Source organism: Xanthobacter wiegelii, assembly GCF_043193855.2.
Lineage (GTDB): Bacteria > Pseudomonadota > Alphaproteobacteria > Rhizobiales > Xanthobacteraceae > Xanthobacter > Xanthobacter flavus_A.
This window is the reverse complement of sequence record NZ_JBAFUY020000002.1, coordinates 32,850-50,698: the sequence shown is the minus strand read 5'-3', so window position 1 is coordinate 50,698 and position 17,849 is coordinate 32,850. Positions and strand designations below refer to the sequence as shown.

Below are 17,849 nucleotides of genomic sequence, written 5' to 3'. Positions count from 1 at the left end.
GAAGGCATGAATTCCCCTACTGCCAGGGCGCTTTCCTGCGCATTCGTATTGCTGTCATCCTACTGCATTTCCAGCAGTAAAGCGCGCGCGGACGATTGGGGCTGTCAGGTTCTCCTTTGCCTTTCGAACCCGGGCGGTCCCATGCAGTTCGCCGAATGCGTCCCTCCCGTTCAGAGGCTTTGGAACGAACTCGCCAGGGGACGCCCCTTTCCAACCTGCAGTGGCGTCGGATTCCAGACCTCCAGGCCCGGATACGAACCGTATTCTTGCGAGACCGGCTACCGCCTGACCGCCCGGTTCGGCCCGCAAGGGCAAGAAGCGGCCTGTGTGTCGGCGACACGCCAGGTGGTCGACAGCAGCCAATGCACATCCGGCGCCGGAGCCGGCAGTGGCGCCGCACGCTGGGTGTCGGGCGGCGGACAGCACCGGTGCATGGCCTACGTGACAGCTCAGCCGAGCGCCCGAGCGCAACCTCATTTTGTCGATGTAATGATCGACGGTGCGGGCACCCAGCGGGTGTGGTTCTAGCTCATGCCCGTTGCCTTCGCCGATCTCGCGCAGACCTGCGCGCCGACCGTTCAGGTCGAGACCCTCTCGGCGGTCGTGAGCCTCGAAAGCGGTTTCGCGCCATTCGCCATCCGCATCAACAGCGGCACGCCCCTGCGCGACCCGCCGAACACCAAGGCAGAGGCCATCGAGCTGGCCACCACGTTTATCGCGCAACGCCAGGATGTCGATCTCGGTCTTGGCGGCATCAATGCCGACGATCTTGGCCGTCTCGAACTCACGGTCGCCGACGCATTCGACCCCTGCCTGAACCTCAAGGCGACCGCCCGACTGCTCGACCGCTATTACCGTGTGGCGATGGGCAGAGGTGTCAGCCCCGGGCATGCAGCCACCATGATGCTGCAAGCCTATTACGGTCGCGGCGACGCCTCGGTTGGCGAGATGGTCGGCTACGACAAGCAGGTGCGTGACGAGGCAACGCGCCTCGCGCCCACGCTGGTTTCGCTGGCGATCAACCCAGCCAACACGTCCGCCTCGAAAGATCGCGTGGGGGAGGGACCCGCATCGGCACCGCCGGCTGCCGCGTCGCCCGGCCCCCGTCGCGATGCCAAGCCAGCGCCCTGGGATGTTTTTGCGACAGGGCGGACGTCCTCCGTTCTCGTCTTCCAGAACGAACAATCGGAGTGAGCCGAATGAGTGAAAAAGTGCGCGTGCGTCCAGCCCTAGCCATCATACTGATGGCTGGCGTCTTCGCGATCGGGATGGCCGAGCCGGCATTCGCCCAGGCGTCCGGCGGCATCGAGACAGTCCTTCAGAACATCGTCACCCTGCTCACGGGCAACGTCGCCAAGCTCCTCGCGACGATCGCCGTGATCGTCGTCGGTATCGCCTGGATGTTCGGTTATCTCGACCTGCGCAAGGCCGCCTATGTGGTGCTGGGCATCGGCATCATCTTCGGCGCCGCCCAGCTCGTCACGACGATCTCCGGCGGGTGACGGCCATGGCGAAGAGCGTGGCGCTTGAGGAGGACACGCTGTTCCTGGCCTGCACGCGGCCGGCCATGGTCGCCGGCGTGACGATGGAGGCCATGGGCATCAACGTCATCCTGACGACGATCCTCTATATCCTTGCGGGCTCGATCGCCTACGCCCTTGTCGGCTTCGTCTTCCATCTCGTCTTCAAGACGCTGGTGAAGCATGACCACAACATGTTTCGCGTCTTGATGGCGTGGATCGAAACTCGCGGCCGGTCGCGCAACGGGGCCTTCTGGGGCGGCACCACGCTGACCCCCCTCAAGCTCGTGAGGCGCTACGACGAAAGAGACCTTGGCCTTGCCTAACGTCGTCATTCTCAAAACCCGCGAGCTCGAGCCCGAGACCTTCATCCCGTATGTCCGTCACGTGGACGAGACGACGATCGCGCTCGATTCCCGGGCGCTGATGGTCATGATTGCCCTCGACGGCATATCGTTCGAGACGGCCGATCCGCTCGAACTCAACGGCCTTCATCGCGACCTCAACACGCTCTACCGCAACCTCGCGGACGAACGCCTCGCGCTTTGGACCCACATCCTCCGTCGTCGCGACAACGACTATCCCGAGGGAGCGTTTGCCAATCCCTTCTCCGCTGCCCTGAACGCGAAATATCGCGCCCGCATGGTAGAGGAGGATCTCTTCCGCAACGACCTCTATCTGACCCTGCTGTGGTATCCGACCCGCGATCCCGCTGAGAAGATCTCGAAGCTCCTGGGCCGCCTTCGCCGGGCGCGCCGCGGGAGCGTAGAGCTCGACGAGGAGGCGCTCAAGCAGTTGCGCGACAAGGTCACCGACGTGACGGCCGGCCTCAAGCGGTTCCAGCCACGTGTTCTTTCCCTCTACGAACACGATGGTCTTCTGTTTTCCGAGCCGAGTGAGGTCCTGCACCAGATCATCGGCGGCCGGCGGGAACGAGTGCCCCTCACGGAGGGGCGGGTTTCGTCAGCGATCTATTCCGACCGCGTCATCATCGGTCGCGAGACGGTGGAGATCCGCCATGAGGCTGAGACCCGGTATGCAGGGATCTTCAGCTTCAAGGAATATCCCGCCCGGACCAGGCCCGGCATGCTCGCTGGCGTCCTCACCACGCCGTTCGAGCTCATCCTGACGCAGTCCTTCGCGTTCGCCTCAAAGGCCGATGCCCGGACCATCCTGGGACGCAAGCAGAACCAGATGGTGAGCGCCGGCGACAAGGCGAATTCGCAGGTCGATGAGCTCGATGGCGCCCTGGACGAACTGGAATCCAATCGCTTCGTGCTGGGCGAGCATCACCTGACGCTGTCGGTCTTCGCCCCATCGGTGAAGGACCTCACCGACAATCTGGCGAAGGCACGCTCTCATCTGACCAACGGCGGTGCCGTCGTGGCACGCGAGGACCTTGGCCTCGAAGCCGCCTGGTGGGCGCAGCTGCCTGGCAATTTCCGCTACCGGGCCCGCTCTGGTGCGATCACCTCGCGCAACTTTGCCGCGCTGTCGCCATTTCACTCATATCCGGTCGGCCGGAAGGACGGCAATGAATGGGGGCCGGCCGTCGCGATGCTCAAGACGGCCTCCGGCTCGCCGTTCTATTTCAACTTCCACCATGGCGATCTCGGCAACACCTTCGTGTGCGGCCCCTCTGGATCCGGCAAGACCGTTATCCTGAACTTCATGCTCTCGCAGCTCGAGAAGCACGATCCCCACATGGTGTTCTTCGACAAGGACCGTGGCGCCGATCTCTTCGTGCGGGCGGCGGGCGGCACGTATCTGCCTCTGAAGAATGGGATGCCAACCGGCTGCGCGCCGCTGAAGGGGCTTGAGCTCACACCGGAGAACAAGGTGTTCCTGGCGCAATGGATCGCCAAGCTCGTCGGCTCAAAGTCGCGCGAGCTTTCCGTGAGTGACCTGCGCGACATCGCCGGCGCCGTCGACGGCCTCGCGGACCTCCCGGTCCAGCGGCGCACCATCGGCGCGTTGCGCACCTTCCTCAACAACACCGACCCGGAGGGCATTGCCGCCCGGCTGCGGCGTTGGGAGAGGGGAGGGCCCCTCGGCTGGGTCTTCGACAACGAGACCGACGACATTGGCATCGGCGCCAAGTTCCTCGGCTACGACATGACGGATTTCCTCGACAATGAGGAGATCCGCACGCCGCTCATGGCCTACCTGTTCCACCGGGTGGAGCAGCTGATCGACGGCCGCCGCATCATCATCGTTATCGACGAGTTCTGGAAGGCGCTGCTGGACGAGGGATTTCGCGACCTCGCCCAGAACAAGCTCAAGACCATCCGGAAGCAGGGCGGCCTCATGCTCTTCGCGACGCAGAGCCCACGCGATGCGATCGCCTCGCCGATCGCCCACACCATCATCGAGCAGTGCCCGACCCAGATCTTCATGCCGAACCCGCGTGGCAGCCACGCCGATTACGTGGACGGCTTCAAGCTCACCGAGCGGGAATATCAGCTCATCGCGCGCGAGCTGTCCCCTGAAAGCCGCCGCTTCATTGTCAAGCAGGGGCACAACAGCGTCGTCGCCGAGCTGAACCTCGCTGGCTTCGACGACGAGCTCGCCGTCCTCTCCGGCCGCACCGCCAATGTCGAGCTGGCCGACGCGATCCGTGCGGAGGTCGGCAGCGGTCAGGAGGACTGGCTCCCCCTATTCCAACAAAGAAGGAGTCCCGGCTGATGGCAAAGCGAACCATGCTGTTGGCGGCCGCAGCCGCGCTCTGCATCTTCGTGGGAGCGGCCAACGCCCAAGGCATTCCGGTGATCGACCAAGCAGCCCTCGCCAAGCAGCTGGAGAGCATCGCGCAGCTCAAGTCGCAGCTCGACACCCTGAACCAGCAGCTTCAGCAGGCACAGCAGCTTTACGGTTCGCTGAACAAGCTGACAAACATGGCCGACGTCGCGAGCGTGCTCAACGATCCCGCGATCCGCAAGGCGCTGCCCCAGGACTTCAATGCGATCGAAGGCCTGCTCCAGGGCTCCGGTTCAGGCGCCTTCGGCGAGTCCGCGTCCAAGTTCCTGCAGGACAATTCCACCTACCAGACCAGCGCCAACGATTTCTACGCGCAGGAGCTGTCTCGGATCCAGAAGAAGAACGCCGGCCAGATGAGCCTTGGCCAGCAGATCTATGATGCCGCCACCAAGCGGATCGACGGCATCGACCAGCTCCGGCAGCAGATCGCATCGGCCGGCACCTCGAAAGACGTGGCGGACCTGCAGGCGCGTCTCCAAGCCGAAGCGGCGTTCCTACAGATCGATGTGGTGCGGATGCAAGGCCTGCGCATGGTGCAGCAGGCCCAGGCCCAGGTGGACGACCAGCGCAAGGCCGAGGACTGGCGCAGGCGCGTCGACACGATGAACGCGGCGCTGCCATGAAGCGGATCGCGGCGTTCCTCCTGATGCTTCCTCTTGCCGCTTGCTTCGAGCCGGGGGAGGGGGCTTACACCGTCAGCGACTATCTCGCCGATGATGCCTTGCGTGCCGAGCAGCTGGCGAAGTGCCGCGAGAATCCGGGGCAGCTCGCCGCAACCCCCAACTGCGAGAATGCGACCGAAGCGGATGGCAAGGCCCGCCTTCAGCGCATGAACAAGGCGCTGGGAGGGTAGGGCATGTATCAAGTCTTCTCGTTCCTCGATAACCAGTTCAAGACGCCGCTCGAGGACTTCATCAGCTCGGGGACATCGGGGATCAGCTCCTGGGTGACGGGGCCGCTGACCATCGCGCTGACGCTTTATGTCATCCTCTACGGCTTCCTCGTCCTGCGCGGCTCGATTCCCGAGCCGATCATGGAATTCGCATTCCGGGCGATGAAGCTCGCCATCATCCTGATGCTGGTGCAGAACGCCTCGAATTATCAGACCTATGTCTCGAAGGTGTTCTTCGAGGATTTGCCCACTGAGATCTCCGGCGCCCTCAACACCGGCTCGGCGCCGAGCGCCTCCGCTTTCGATTCCCTCCTCGACAAGGGGCAAAAATCCGCCAACGACATCTGGGCGAAAGGGTCCTGGCCGGTCGACATCCTAACCGGCGCGGCAGGGCTCGTGGTCATCGTCATGACCTTCATCGTCGCGGCGATTGGCTATGTGGTGTCGCTCTATGCCCGCGTCGCGCTCGCCATCGTCCTCGCCATAGGTCCGATCTTCGTCGCGTTGGCCATGTTCCAGTCGACGCGGCGGTTCACCGAGGCGTGGATCGGCCAGATGGCAAACTTCGTCATCCTGCAGGTGCTCGTCGTCGCGGTGGGATCGCTCCTGGTGACCTGCCTCGACGCCACGTTCGCCACCATGGAATCCTATGCGGACGTGCTGATGCGTCCGATCGCGCTCGGCGCCATCGCGCTTTCCGCTCTCTACGTCTTCTACCAGCTCCCCAGCATCGCGTCCGCGCTTGCCGCAGGCGGAGCATCACTGACCTACGGCTACGGCGCCGCGCGCGACGCGCATGAAGGCACGATCGCCCGGAGCACCCGGTATGCGGCCCGCGCCGTCGGCCGGGGTGTCCGCGCGGCGGGACGTAACTTCGGATCGGGCGGGGCTGGGTGACGCCGTTTCCTGAGAATCATTTTCACAGCCGGGTGGGTGCATGTTGCGTATGTTCGTATTGCTCTGCATGGCGTCGGCCCTCAGCGGCTGCGCCTCTTGGTCTTATCCCTTGCCCAAATGCGACGGCTACGCGCGCCGGCCGCTTAACCGCGCCATGTGGCAGTGGGAGGGGAGCAGTAACGTGAAGGCGCAGTCGGACGCTGCGCCCCTGGCGCCGAACCGCGCAACGGCATTTGCCGATGAGGCGCCGGCATCGCCAACTGGCCCGTTCGCGCATCTCGACAGCGCCGGTTCCTACCGATCTTGCGCGGGGCAGGGGTGATGGTGACGAACGAAAGCCTTAAAAGTTATTTCGAGAAAGCCCGCCGGTTCGATCAGGACCGGATGATCCGGGCGGAGCGCTCGACCCGGGTCGCCTGGTTCGTGGCGATCTGCGCCGGCATCCTGGCGGCGGCCGCGGTCTTCGCGGTTGCGGGTCTGACGCCGCTGAAGACGGTGCAGCCCTTTGTCGTCAGGGTCGACAATTCCACAGGCATCGTCGATGTGGTCTCGGCCCTGACCGCGACCGCCGGAACCTACGACGAGGCCGTCACCAAGTATTTCGCGGCGCGATACGTCCGGGCGCGGGAGGCCTATGTCTGGAGCGAGGCGGAAGAGAACTTCCGGACCGTCGCCCTTCTTTCCACCCAGGCCGAGCAGCAACGGTTCGCCGCGCTCTATCGCGGCAGCAATCCGGAATCTCCCCAGAACATCTATGTCCGCAGCGCCACTGCCCGGATCAACATCGTCTCGATCTCGCTGATCAACCCTCACGTGGTGTCGGTCCGCTACATCCGCACCGTCACGCGCGGAGAGGATGTCCGCACCACCCATTGGGTGGCAACGTTGACCTTCGCCTATGTCAACGCGCCCATGTCCGCGACGGACCGGTTGGTCAATCCGCTCGGCTTTGTCGTGAGCGAGTACCGGGCCGACCCGGAGGCCATCAATTGAAGCGCGCTGCTCTCATCTTCGTGGTGGCTTGGGCCTGCCTCGTCACCCCTGCCAATGCCCTGGAGACGCCCAGCAGCGCACCCCAGGACAACCGGGTCCGCTTCGTCGACTACGAGCCCTACAACATCACCAAGATCGTGGGCTCGCTGCGCTCCTCGGTCCAGGTCGAGTTCGCCGAAGACGAGGAGATCGCTCATGTGGCGCTCGGCAACACAGTGGCCTGGGAGGTGGCACCCGCCGGAAACATCCTGTTCCTAAAGCCGCGCGAGAACCAGCCGGTGACGAACATCTCTGTGGTGACGACACGGCGCAATGGAGCGACCCGCAGCTATCAGATGGAGCTCACGGTGCGCGACGGCTCGGTGGCCTCGGGACAGCCCACCTACTTCTATGTGAAGTATCGATATCCCGCCGACGAGGCCGGGCGCCGGCGCCAGGAGGCAGCGGCAAGGGCTCAGGCCGCCCAGGCCGGCTATGCCGACAAGGTGCTCACCTTCCATGAGCAATATGGCCCCCGCAACTGGCGCTACTCGGCGCAGGGCTCGGCCGCGCTCGAGCCGGAGGCGGTCTACGACAATGGCAAGCTGACCACCTTCGCTTTCACCGGCAACCAGGAGATGCCGGCGATCTACATGGAGAATTCCGACGGCACGGAGAGCCTGGTCCCGAAATCGGTCGAGGGCGACTTGGTGCTCGTCCAGGCCATCAGCCGCAAGTTCATCCTGCGACGTGGCGGCGATGTGCTCTGCATCTTCAACGAAGCCTATGACCGGGTTGGGATCAACCCGGGCACCAACACGACGTCTCCCTCGGTCGAGCGGATCGTGAAACCACAATCGGCGCCGAAGGCGCAATAGGGGGCGGGCGATGGCGGACGATATCGAAAGCGGCGTGCCGGGAGAGCGTGGTCAGTCCGTCACTGGACGGCGGCAAGACAACCCGCTCCTGAAACGCGGAGCGGTGGTGCTGGCCGTCATCGCATTCGTCGGCTTTGCCCTGTGGTCGATGCGAGATCGAGGACCGCGGACGGACGCTGAGAAGCCCGAGCGTGTCGTCATCCGGCAGACCACGGATTTTGAGCCGGCCCGCCAGCCTGCGGCCATGCCGGAGGTGAAGCTGCCGACGCCGGTCGTCACGCCGCAAGCCGCCCCGGCGGACGACCCGTTGCTCGACGCCGCCCGCCGCGCTCCGGTGATGGCGTACGGGGCACAGCGCGGCCCACAGAACCGGCAACAAGCTGCCGGCGCTCCGCCTGACGTCAGCTCCAACTATGTACCCCTGAATGGCGCTGGAGGCGGCTTCAACGGGCCGGCCGAAAACGAGGACCAGCGCTTCGGCCGCATGATGACGCCGACCCGCCTCGAAGGGTCCCGGGCGGGCACCCTGGGCAACCGGGACTTCATCATCGCCATGGGCACGTCGATCCCGTGCATCCTCGAGACCGCCTTGTCCTCGGATCAGCCCGGCTTCGCCAGCTGTGTCATCAATCGCGACGTGCTCTCGGACAATGGCCGTGTCGTCATGATGGAGAAGGGCACGCAGGTCGTGGGCGAGTACCGTGGTGGCCTGCGCCGCGGGCAGGCCCGCCTCTTCGTGCTGTGGAATCGCGCCAAGACACCGAAAGGCGTGATCATCACCCTCGCATCACCGGCCACCGACGCCTTGGGCCGGGCCGGCATGGACGGCTATGTCGACACCCATTGGTGGGAGCGCTTCGGCAGCGCTCTGCTGCTTTCGATTGTTGGCGACGCCGCCAACTACGCCCAGGGCCAGCTCCAGCAGGGCGACATCCAAGTCCAGAACAGCGCCAATGCCGGCCAGCAGGCGGCCGCCATCGCGGTCGAGCAGTCCATCAACATCCCGCCGACGCTGGAGAAACACCAGGGCGAGTTGGTGTCGATCTTCGTCGCCCGGGACCTGGATTTCTCTGGCGTCTACGGCCTGCGCGTCACCGAGCCGCGCAACACGATCTACGATCGCGGCGTGCTCGGCGACTTCAGCCGGCGTTCGACGCTCGTCACAAAATAGGCGAGGGGAGGGGGATGACAGAAGGAGCAGATGTCGGCGTCGTCCGCGACCTGCTTTTCCCTCTCGCGCAATTCCTCAGCGACGAGACGCTCTACGAGATCGTGATCAACCGCCCAGGCACCGTCCTCACCGAGGGTCCCGACGGGTGGCGCACGCACGCAACGCCGGATCTCACGTTCGAGAAGCTGATGCGGCTCGCGCGGGCCGTGGCGAGCTATTCGCACCAGTCGATCGACGAGTCCCATCCCCTGCTCTCCGCCACCCTGCCCGATGAGCATCGCATCCAGATCGTCATTCCACCCGCCACCCCTAAAGGCACGGTGAGTATCACGCTCCGCAATCCCTCCGCGGTCGCGCTGACGCTCGACGATCTCGAAACCGCCGGCCTCTTCTCGGAAGTCAGTCCGATCCCCGACGAGCTCTCGGCAGCCGACGCCAGGCTGCTCGAGCTATACCAAGCCGGAAGCTACATGCCGTTCTTGCGGGAGGCGGTGCTCGCTCGAAAGAATATTATCATTTCGGGCGCGACGCGGTCCGGCAAGACCACGCTCTCGAAGGCGCTGATCCAACATATCCCCGAAGACGAACGGCTGATCACCATCGAGGACACGCCCGAACTCGTGATCCCGCAGGATAACCATGTGCGGCTGTTCTATTCGAAGGACGGGCAGGGGCTGGCCAAGATCGGGGCGAAGGAGCTTTTGGAGGCATCCTTGCGCATGCGTCCGGATCGCGTCCTGCTGCAGGAGCTCCGCGACGGCACCGCCTTCTATTACATCCGCAACGTGAATTCAGGACATCCCGGCTCGATCACCACCGTGCATGCCGATTCCGCCAGGTTGGCGTTCGAGCAGCTTACGCTGCTCGTGAAGGAATCTGATGGTGGGCACGACCTCGAGCGGAGCGATATCCGCGACCTGCTGAAGATCGCGATCGACGTCATCGTTCAGTGCAGGAGAGCAGGGGGGCGATTTCGTGTGTCAGAGATCTATTTCGATCCGCATCGGCATACCGGACCAGAGATGTAGCGCGAGGAGCTAATCGGAGGGTCGAATACTGTTTCATTGATCGAAGAGATGTTCGTCACTTCGGCATGCTTTCGCGCGCTATCCGAGATACGCCATGGGCGAATCCAAGATATTCATCCAGAATTTGGCTTCTAAAATGGCAAAGCATCGATCTTTGCACGGTTTGAGATTTGACTTCCATCCTAGGCATACCGCTTTTTTTGGCAGCAGTGCGACGGATACCTAAATAGCAGTGTGACCGGCTCGCCTATGCCAAGTACCCCAAAGCTTAGCAGTGCCATCAAGCCTTTTAAGCCCCATCGTGAGGTGAGGCGTCAGCCTATCAGATGCCGAAGCGCCACGCCTGCCAGTGCACAACCTGCCAGGGTTGGCAACATTCCAATCTCAAACCGGAGCATAGCGACCATCGCCGCAAGGGAAAGAACAGCCGCCCGCCAATCGACGGTGTCGGGAAAAGGAAGGTCCACGCCGATGCCGAGAAACCAAACCGTTCGGACTTCGCGGAACACGACGTGGAGCGCGAACCAGAGGGCGAGATTCATGATCACGCCGACTACGGCCGCCGTGATGGCGGACAAAGCCGCCGATATGGCCCGGTTGCTGCGCAGCGCCTCGACATAGGGCGCCCCGAGGAAGGTCCAGAGGAAGCACGGCGCGAACGTCATCCAGGTGGTGAGGAGGGCGCCGAGGCATCCGGCGAGACGCGGATCGAGCGACCCCGGCGTCCGGACGGCGGCCAGGAAACCCACGAACTGGAGCACCATGATGAGGGGACCGGGGGTGGTCTCCGCGAGGCCGAGGCCGTCCACCATTTCCCGGGGGGCGAGCCAACCGAAGGTCTGCACCGCCGCCTGGGCCACGTAGGCAAGGACGGCATAGGCCCCGCCGAAGGTGACGACGGCCATGGCGCTGAAGAAGCTCCCGTTCTGCGTCCAGACGCTGGGTCCCGTCAGGACCCACAGCAGGAAGACGGGAGCGAGCCAGATCGGCAACCAGATGATGAGGACGCGGAATGCGCGGGCCAAGGACGAGTCGGCATGGCCAGTTCCCCGCGCTCGAACATGAGGTCGATGACGCCCTTGACGTCGGCGGCTCCGCCCTTGGATCCGTGGCCTCCGGCCACGAACAAGCCTGGTGCCAATCGGCTGCCAATCCAGCCGATAAGACCTGCGGCGAGGATGATGAGGGGGAACGGGATCGAGAAGACGAAGATGCCGAGGAAGGCGGCCACCGCGATGGCCACCATTATCCGGTTCTTCAGGGCCCGCCTGCCGATCCGGAGCACGGCGTCGACCACGACGGCGAGCACCGCCGCCTTCACGCCGAAGAACACGACCTCGATCACGGGAACGCTGCGATAGAGGGCGTAGAGAATGCTCAAGCCCAGCATCACGAAGGCGCCGGGAAGCACAAAGAGTATCCCAGCGACGAGGCCGCCCGGCGTTCGATGCATCAGCCAGCCGATATAGATGGCGAGCTGCTGGGCCTCCGGGCCGGGCAGGAGCATGCAGTAGTTGAGGGCGTGCAGGAACCGCTGCTCGCCGATCCAGCGCCGCTCCTCGACCAGTTCCTTGTGCATCAGCGGCGTTCCGAGCGGCGGCGAGCGCCGAGAAGCTCCCCCCTTTTTGCCGTTCGCCCCCTGCTGGTGGACGCGGATGGTGGTGGAATCGACCATCTGGATGTCGCCGTCGTAGGCCTTCGACACCGCATCGAAGATGCGATCCCAGACGCCGATCTTCCGCCATCGCACGAAACGGTTGTAGCAGGTTGTGGAAGGCCCGTAGCGTTCGGGGATGTCGGCCCACGGCGAGCCCGTGCGAAGGCGCCAGTAGATGCCGTTCAGCACCATCCGGTCGTCCGCCCGAGCCACCCCGCGCGGCTTGTTCGGCAACAGCGGCTCAATGATGAAGTGAGGTGGTTCGATCGACACTTCATATACCGTCAATGGCCAAATCCGCCGGCGGTAATTCCATCGGCCAGGGGAGCGGTCGTTGAGAAAAAACCAAAGATACAGTTCAGGGCGACGCGTTTGCCTCGCAGGAGTGGCCATAGCCACGGAGTTTGGATAATTGGCCGCGGTCTCGGGGCTGCCATGCACGCGGGTCCTGCATGGCCCTCAACCGGGGCCCGAAGTGGGCTGGCAGTGAACGTCGAACCGCGCTGTACCGCAAGCCTACGGTTCGTCATGGTTGAGAAGTGACCAGACAGCAACGAACAGAGCGACGATCAGCGGGCCGAGGACAAATCCGTTCATGCCGATCAACGAGAGCCCGCCCACCGTGGAAATGAGCACGGCGTAGTCCGGCAGCATGGTGCCCTTCCCCACCAAAGCTGGCCGCAGGACGTTGTCCACCGTGCTGATCACCAGCGTGCCGATCGCGAGCAGGATGGCGCCCTTCAGATAGGCGCCGGTCAGCAGCAGATAGGCTGCCGCCGGTACCCAGACCAGTCCGGCGCCCACGGCGGGGAGGAGCGAGAGCACGGCCATCAAGACGCCCCACAGGAGCGCGGCCTGGATCCCAAGCATCCAGAAAGTGACTCCGCCGATGGCGCCCTGGATTGCGGCGATGGTGACATTGCCCTTGACTGTGGCCTTCACCACCGAGGTGAACTTCTCGAGCAACTGGTCGGTTTCGCGCGCGCCGAGAGGGCTGGCTTTGCGGATACTGGCAGCAAGGGCCACGCCATCGCGGAACAGGAAGAACAGCAGGTAAAGCATCACCCCGAGGCTGATGATGAACTGGGCCGTGTTCTGCCCGATGATGATCGCCCTGTTGGCGAGGGTCTGGCTGAATTCGAGGAGGAACGATGTCAGCCGGGTCTGGAGCTGAGCCATGTCGCCGAGATCGAGCGCGGCAAGGGCCCTCCAAACGAAGGACGGCAGCACCCCCTGGAGCTGTGCGAGCATTGTGCCCGGATCGAATTCGCGCGTGCCGATGCGGGTGTAGAGGCTGGCGGCTTCGTTGGCGAGGGCGGCGAGGATCAGTGTGCCGGGGATGACGACGACGCAGATGCAGGCCAGGACGCTGAGTGCCGCCGCGAGGTTGCGCCGGCTGCCGAGCCGGTTCTCGAGCCCGCGTTGGAGCGGATCGAACAGGATCGCGAGGATGACCGCCCACAGGATCGCGCCATAATAGGGCGACAGCAGCCAGAGGAACGCCACCGTCACGAGGACGATGGTGGCGTGAAAGGCGAACTCCTGGATCTTCGTCCGCGACATGAGCGGTACAGGCCCCATGGTTGCAGACATCCTGTCTGGCCTATTCGGATCCGGCGTGTCCGAGCCGTCAATGTGTGGCTTCGACCTTCGGTGTGTCTGTTCGAGTTTCGGTTTCGGTGCCGGGCATCCGCCGCCGAGCGTCGAGATCATAGAGGATGGGAACGACGAACACGGTGAGCGCCGTGGATACCACCGTTCCGAAAATCAGGGAGATGGCGAGCCCGCCGAAGACCGGGTCCGTCACCATGATCGCCGAGCCCAGGATGATGGCGAGCGTGGTGAGAAGGATCGGGCGCAGGCGCACGGCTCCGGCCTGCCGCACGGCCACATCGAGAGGCATGCCGTGCTTCAGATTGTCCTGGATGAAGTCGATGATCAGCAGCGAGTTGCGGATCACGACGCCGGACAGGGCGATGATGCCCACCATGGAAGTTGCCGAGAAATCCGCCCCCACCAGCCAGTGGCCCGGGAAGATCCCGATGATGCCGAGCGGTACTGACGACATGGCGATCATGGGAATGAGGAACGACCGATAATAGGCCACGAGCAGGAAGTAGACCATGAGCAGGGCGCCGCCCAGGGCCACGCCCATGTCGCGGTAGATGTCGAGGGTCATGCGCATCTCGCCGCCCCACAGGAGTTGGTAGCCACCGATGGTGTCGGGCACGTCCTGGACGAAGCCGAGATTGCCGGTGCGCAGCGGCTGCCCGTCCGGCGCCGTGATGCCGGAAAGGCGCCGCTGCAGGTCCAGCACGGCGTAGAGCGGCACCGAGGCGGAGAGTTCCGCGCCGACGAAGGTCACCTTTTCGTTGTCGCGATGGAGGATGGGGCGGTCCGCCTCCGCGGGGATCACTGTCACCAGTTCGGAAAGCGGCACTGGCCTCCCATCCGCATTGTCGACGAAGACGCGGTCGAGCCGCGTCGGGTCCACCTCGAAGCGGCGGGGCACGAAGGCGCGCACATCCACCGGGTCCTTCTCGTCCGGCAGATGGGCGCGGCTCAGCACCTTGCCGCCGTAGATGAGGGAGAGGGCCTCGGCGATCTGCGCCGTGGAGACCTTGGAAAGGGCGGCCTTCTCCTTGTCCGGCACGATGCGGTGCTCCCGCACGTCCTCCGGCTCGGTGTCGATGAGATCGACCACGTCGTAGGTTTCCGTGAAGGCCTTGCGCACCCCGGCCGACAGCGCCCGCAGCCCCTCGGAATCCGGGCCGTAAATCTCGGCGAGGACGGTCGAGCGCAGCGGCGGGCCGGGTGGGTCCTCGACCAGGGAGACCTGGGTGCCGGGATAGGCCCTCGCGAGGGCCTCCACCTTGGGTCGCAAATCGCGCACGATGTCGATGGAGCTTTCCGACCGGTCGTGCTTGTCGGTGAGGTTCACCCGGATCTCGGCGATGTTGCTGCCGACGCGGCCAGCCGTGCCCTTGAACAGGCCGTTGAAATCCTCGACGCCCGCCTGCCCGATCCAGCTCTGGGTGTTGGCGACCTGCGGCTCCGTCGCGAGCAGCGCCATGATCTCCCGCGCGAAGCGGTCGGTGACCTCGATCGGCGTCGTCTCCGGTGTCTTGATGACGACGTTGAACGTGTTCTTGTTGTCCTTCGGCAGGAAGCCGAGGGGCACGCCCAGCGCCGAGACCGGGCCGGCGACGCCGGACGGGCGAACGAAGTGCCAAGCCCCCTGCATCATGGAGGCGATCATCAGGACGAGCACGGCCGCGGCGAAGATACGGCGGACGCCGCGCCGGTGCTGGAGGGGCGCGATGAGGCGAAGATAGAGGCGCTCCATCCACCCCGGCTCGCCGTGATGCGCGGCTTCCGCGTGGGCGTCCTCCTCCTGCACCTCATGGCGGTGGAGCCACCGGTTGGCCGCCCAGGGCGTGACGATGTAGGCCACGAGGACGGATGCGGCCATGGCGATGGGCACGTTGTAGGCGATGGGATAGAAATATTCGCCCGGCATGTCGGTGACGAAGAACAGGGAAGCGAACACCAGCATCACCGCGAAGGTGGCGAGATTGGTGGCGTTGCCGATTTCGTTGGTGGCCTCGACCGTCATCTTCTCCTTGCTGGCGCGGGAGCGCTTTGCGCCGTAGTGGCGGTGGATGTTCTCGATGACCACGATGGCCGCGTCCACCAGGAGGCCGAGGGCGAGGATGAGGGCGAACAGCGTCACGCGGTTGATGGTGACGCCGCCGAGAAGGTCGGCCGCAAGGGTGATGGACAGGATGAGCGGCACCGTCACCATCACAATCAACGCCTCGCGCCAGCCCAGGAAGAAGATCAGGACAAGCCCAACCGTGGCGAGGGCGATCAGGAGGTGCTCGAGCAGAAGGTTCACGGCGGCATCGGCCTTCTCGCCGTCGTCGCGGGTGACCACCGCCTGAACGTCCTTCGGCACGAACGTCGCCTGCATCTGTGTCACCCGGTCGATGACGGCGTTGGCCACTGTGACGGCATTGGCACCCTTCTTCTTGGCCACGGCGATGGTCACTGCCGGTAGATCTGCCGCGTCCGGTCCACCGAAGCGCGGGTCGCCGGGGCCGAAGGAAAAGCGGCTCAAGGTGGAGAGTTCAGGCGGGGGACCATCGGTCAGCGTCGCCACGTCGCGCACATAGACCGGGCGGCCATCATGGATGGCCACGATCTGGTTCAGCACGTCGTCCGCGGAGGTGAAGTCGGCTGAAAGCTTGATGGCCTCCACCTTTCCGCCGCGCACGGTGGGCGCAAGGGGCACGGAGAGGTTGCTGGCGCCGAAGGCCAGATAGGCCTGGCTCAGCGTCACGCCGAAGGCCTGAAGGCGGTCGGGATCGAGCTCGATGGCGATCTCTCGCGTCTGCCCGCCCTTCACCGAGATGACGGAGACGTTGTCCGTGCTGCGCAGGTGCTCCGCCATGCGTTCGGCGAGCCGCTTCAGGGCATAGTCGTCATAGCGCAGGGAGGAGAGGGTCACGGTGACGATGGGCACGTCGTCCGCATCGATGCTGCGCACGAAGGGCGTGCTCGCGTCTGCCGGCAGGCGGGCGCGGCTCGCCAGGACCCGGTCGTAGAGCTTCACCAGCGACTCTTCCTTCGGCTGGCCCACCTTGAACTGCACCTGGACCATGGCGAGGGAGTTCTGCGCCGTGCTCTCCACATGGTCGACGCCGGACATCTCGCTCATGATGCCTTCGAGCGGCCTGACGACGAGCTGCTCCACCTCGGACGCCGACGCGCCGGGCAGGCTCACCGTGATGAGGGCCGCCGGCACGATGATCTGCGGGTTCTCTTCCCGCGGGGTCTTCAGCACCGCCACAACGCCGATCAGCGCCACCGCGATGATGAAGACGATGGTGAGCTTGGAGGTGATGAAGGTCTGGGCGAGGCGCCCGGCCATGTTGAGACGCGGCGTGCTCATTTCGTCCCCGCGACCATGTTGACCGTCGCGCCGTCGCGCAGTGTGTCGGTGGCGCCGACGAGAACGGTCTCGCCGGCCGCGAGCCCGGCATTGACCTCCACGGCCTCGTCGATCTCCTTGCCGGTGCGCAGCCAGCGGAACCGCGCCGCGTTGCCGTCCAGCACGAACACCCCGTCGAGCCCGCCGCGACGCACGATGGCGGCGCGCGGCACGAGCAGCGCCGTGCGGGCGCCGAAGACGAAGTCCGCGCGCCCGAACATGCCCGGTACCAGCGCCGGGTCGGCGGGCAGGATCACGTTGATCTCGTAGCGCCGCGTGATGTCGTCTCCGGACGGTACGATGCCGCGCACGCGGCCTTGGAAAGCCTTGCCCTTCAGCGTATCGATCCGCACTTGGACCGTGGCCTTCGGGTTGATCTCACTGAGCTTGCTCTCCGCGACGAAAGCCTTGAACAGGAGAACTTCGCGCGATTCCACCGTCAGCAAGGGTGTGCCGGCGGTCGCCATCTCGCCGGCGCGCCGCGTGACGGCTACTACTACGCCATCCACGGGGCTGGTGATGGCGGCATAGCCTTTCTGGGCCCTGGCGGCCGCGAGCGCGGACTGTGCCTTGTCGAGGCCCGCCTGGGCGACATCCACGCGCACCTTGGCCTTGCGCAAGGTTTCAGCGGCGACGGAGCCCGTGACGGCGAGCTTGGAATATTTTTCCACGTCCTGCTTGGCGTCGTCGAGATCCTCACGGCTCGCCCGCACGCCGGCCTCGGTCTGCCGGATGGCCTCGTCGATGTCGGAGGGGTCGATGCGCACGAGGAGGTCGCCGCGCGACACCTTCTGCCCCTCGCGCACGTCGAGCTGCTGGATGAAGCCCACCACCCGCGAGGACATCGCGATGCGCCCGTCGGAGACGACTGAGCCGGGAATGCTATAGATCACCGGGACATTGGTTTCCTCGATTGGCACGGCCGATAGGCCCGTGGGCTTTTCGGAGGAGGGCTCCGCCGCGGCCACGCCGGCCCCGGACAAGACGAACAGGAACAGGGCCGCGAGGCAGGCGGCACGGGACATCGGCGCCATGTCACTCGTCCCCCGGCCTGCTGGAGGAGCCGACTTTCCTGTCGGCGCGA

General features: G+C 64.8%; 16 protein-coding genes and 2 pseudogenes. 13 read left to right on the top strand and 5 right to left on the bottom strand.

Features of this window, described 5'->3' with window-relative positions; genetic code table 11:
* The first annotated feature begins 6 nt into the window (after window positions 1-6).
* The 13 genes from V5F63_RS24870 to virB11 are packed head-to-tail and all read left to right on the top strand — an operon-like array spanning window position 7 to window position 10,115.
* Window positions 7-528, top strand: a complete 522-nt coding sequence (locus tag V5F63_RS24870) for a hypothetical protein (RefSeq protein ID WP_011993191.1) — start codon at window positions 7-9, stop codon at window positions 526-528.
* Window positions 529-531: 3 nt separating this feature from the next.
* The gene (locus tag V5F63_RS24865) at window positions 532-1,194 is read left to right on the top strand and encodes a lytic transglycosylase domain-containing protein (RefSeq protein WP_394025551.1); all 663 of its coding nucleotides are present in this window, start codon (window positions 532-534) and stop codon (window positions 1,192-1,194) included.
* A gap of 5 nt (window positions 1,195-1,199) precedes the next feature.
* Entirely contained in the window at window positions 1,200-1,502 is a 303-nt protein-coding gene (locus V5F63_RS24860; protein WP_011993189.1) for a TrbC/VirB2 family protein, read from the top strand.
* A gap of 5 nt (window positions 1,503-1,507) precedes the next feature.
* Complete coding sequence (locus tag V5F63_RS24855; protein ID WP_011993188.1) at window positions 1,508-1,846, top strand: VirB3 family type IV secretion system protein; 339 nt, start codon at window positions 1,508-1,510, stop codon at window positions 1,844-1,846.
* Window positions 1,839-4,205 (top strand): VirB4 family type IV secretion/conjugal transfer ATPase, encoded by a 2,367-nt coding sequence (locus V5F63_RS24850; RefSeq protein ID WP_445329498.1) that lies wholly within the window; start codon window positions 1,839-1,841, stop codon window positions 4,203-4,205. The genes V5F63_RS24855 and V5F63_RS24850 overlap by 8 nt, the downstream gene beginning before the upstream one ends.
* Entirely contained in the window at window positions 4,205-4,900 is a 696-nt protein-coding gene (virB5, locus tag V5F63_RS24845) for a P-type DNA transfer protein VirB5 (RefSeq protein WP_394102973.1), read from the top strand. The genes V5F63_RS24850 and virB5 overlap by 1 nt, the downstream gene beginning before the upstream one ends.
* Complete coding sequence (locus V5F63_RS24840) at window positions 4,897-5,130, top strand: EexN family lipoprotein (protein WP_394102972.1); 234 nt, start codon at window positions 4,897-4,899, stop codon at window positions 5,128-5,130. Before virB5 ends, V5F63_RS24840 begins: the two co-directional genes overlap by 4 nt.
* Window positions 5,131-5,133: 3 nt before the next feature.
* The gene (locus V5F63_RS24835) at window positions 5,134-6,066 is read left to right on the top strand and encodes a TrbL/VirB6 family protein (protein WP_394102971.1); all 933 of its coding nucleotides are present in this window, start codon (window positions 5,134-5,136) and stop codon (window positions 6,064-6,066) included.
* A gap of 40 nt (window positions 6,067-6,106) precedes the next feature.
* The gene (locus tag V5F63_RS24830) at window positions 6,107-6,388 is read left to right on the top strand and encodes a hypothetical protein (protein ID WP_394102970.1); all 282 of its coding nucleotides are present in this window, start codon (window positions 6,107-6,109) and stop codon (window positions 6,386-6,388) included.
* Window positions 6,388-7,059 (top strand): VirB8 family type IV secretion system protein, encoded by a 672-nt coding sequence (locus tag V5F63_RS24825; RefSeq protein WP_394102969.1) that lies wholly within the window; start codon window positions 6,388-6,390, stop codon window positions 7,057-7,059. Before V5F63_RS24830 ends, V5F63_RS24825 begins: the two co-directional genes overlap by 1 nt.
* A complete protein-coding gene (gene virB9, locus V5F63_RS24820; RefSeq protein ID WP_348848209.1) occupies window positions 7,056-7,916 on the top strand; it encodes a P-type conjugative transfer protein VirB9 in 861 nt (286 codons plus the stop codon). The genes V5F63_RS24825 and virB9 overlap by 4 nt, the downstream gene beginning before the upstream one ends.
* A gap of 10 nt (window positions 7,917-7,926) precedes the next feature.
* Window positions 7,927-9,087: a type IV secretion system protein VirB10 gene (gene virB10, locus V5F63_RS24815; RefSeq protein WP_394102968.1), complete on the top strand. Its 1,161-nt coding sequence runs from the start codon at window positions 7,927-7,929 to the stop codon at window positions 9,085-9,087.
* A gap of 14 nt (window positions 9,088-9,101) precedes the next feature.
* Window positions 9,102-10,115, top strand: a complete 1,014-nt coding sequence (virB11, locus tag V5F63_RS24810) for a P-type DNA transfer ATPase VirB11 (RefSeq protein ID WP_394102967.1) — start codon at window positions 9,102-9,104, stop codon at window positions 10,113-10,115.
* Between the two features lie 314 nt (window positions 10,116-10,429).
* Here the strand turns inward: virB11 and chrA are convergent.
* The 5 genes and pseudogenes from chrA to V5F63_RS24785 form a co-directional block, all read right to left on the bottom strand.
* A pseudogene (gene chrA, locus V5F63_RS24805) lies at window positions 10,430-11,697 on the bottom strand (chromate efflux transporter); the annotation flags it as partial.
* 36 nt (window positions 11,698-11,733) lie between these two features.
* Window positions 11,734-12,060, bottom strand: a pseudogene (locus V5F63_RS24800) (IS5 family transposase); the annotation flags it as partial.
* 228 nt (window positions 12,061-12,288) lie between these two features.
* Window positions 12,289-13,335: an AI-2E family transporter gene (locus tag V5F63_RS24795; protein WP_394102989.1), complete on the bottom strand. Its 1,047-nt coding sequence runs from the start codon at window positions 13,333-13,335 to the stop codon at window positions 12,289-12,291.
* A 67-nt stretch (window positions 13,336-13,402) separates the two neighbouring features.
* Entirely contained in the window at window positions 13,403-16,726 is a 3,324-nt protein-coding gene (locus V5F63_RS24790) for an efflux RND transporter permease subunit (protein WP_348842625.1), read from the bottom strand.
* Entirely contained in the window at window positions 16,723-17,799 is a 1,077-nt protein-coding gene (locus tag V5F63_RS24785) for an efflux RND transporter periplasmic adaptor subunit (RefSeq protein WP_394102966.1), read from the bottom strand. Before V5F63_RS24785 ends, V5F63_RS24790 begins: the two co-directional genes overlap by 4 nt.
* Window positions 17,800-17,849: the final 50 nt, after the last annotated feature.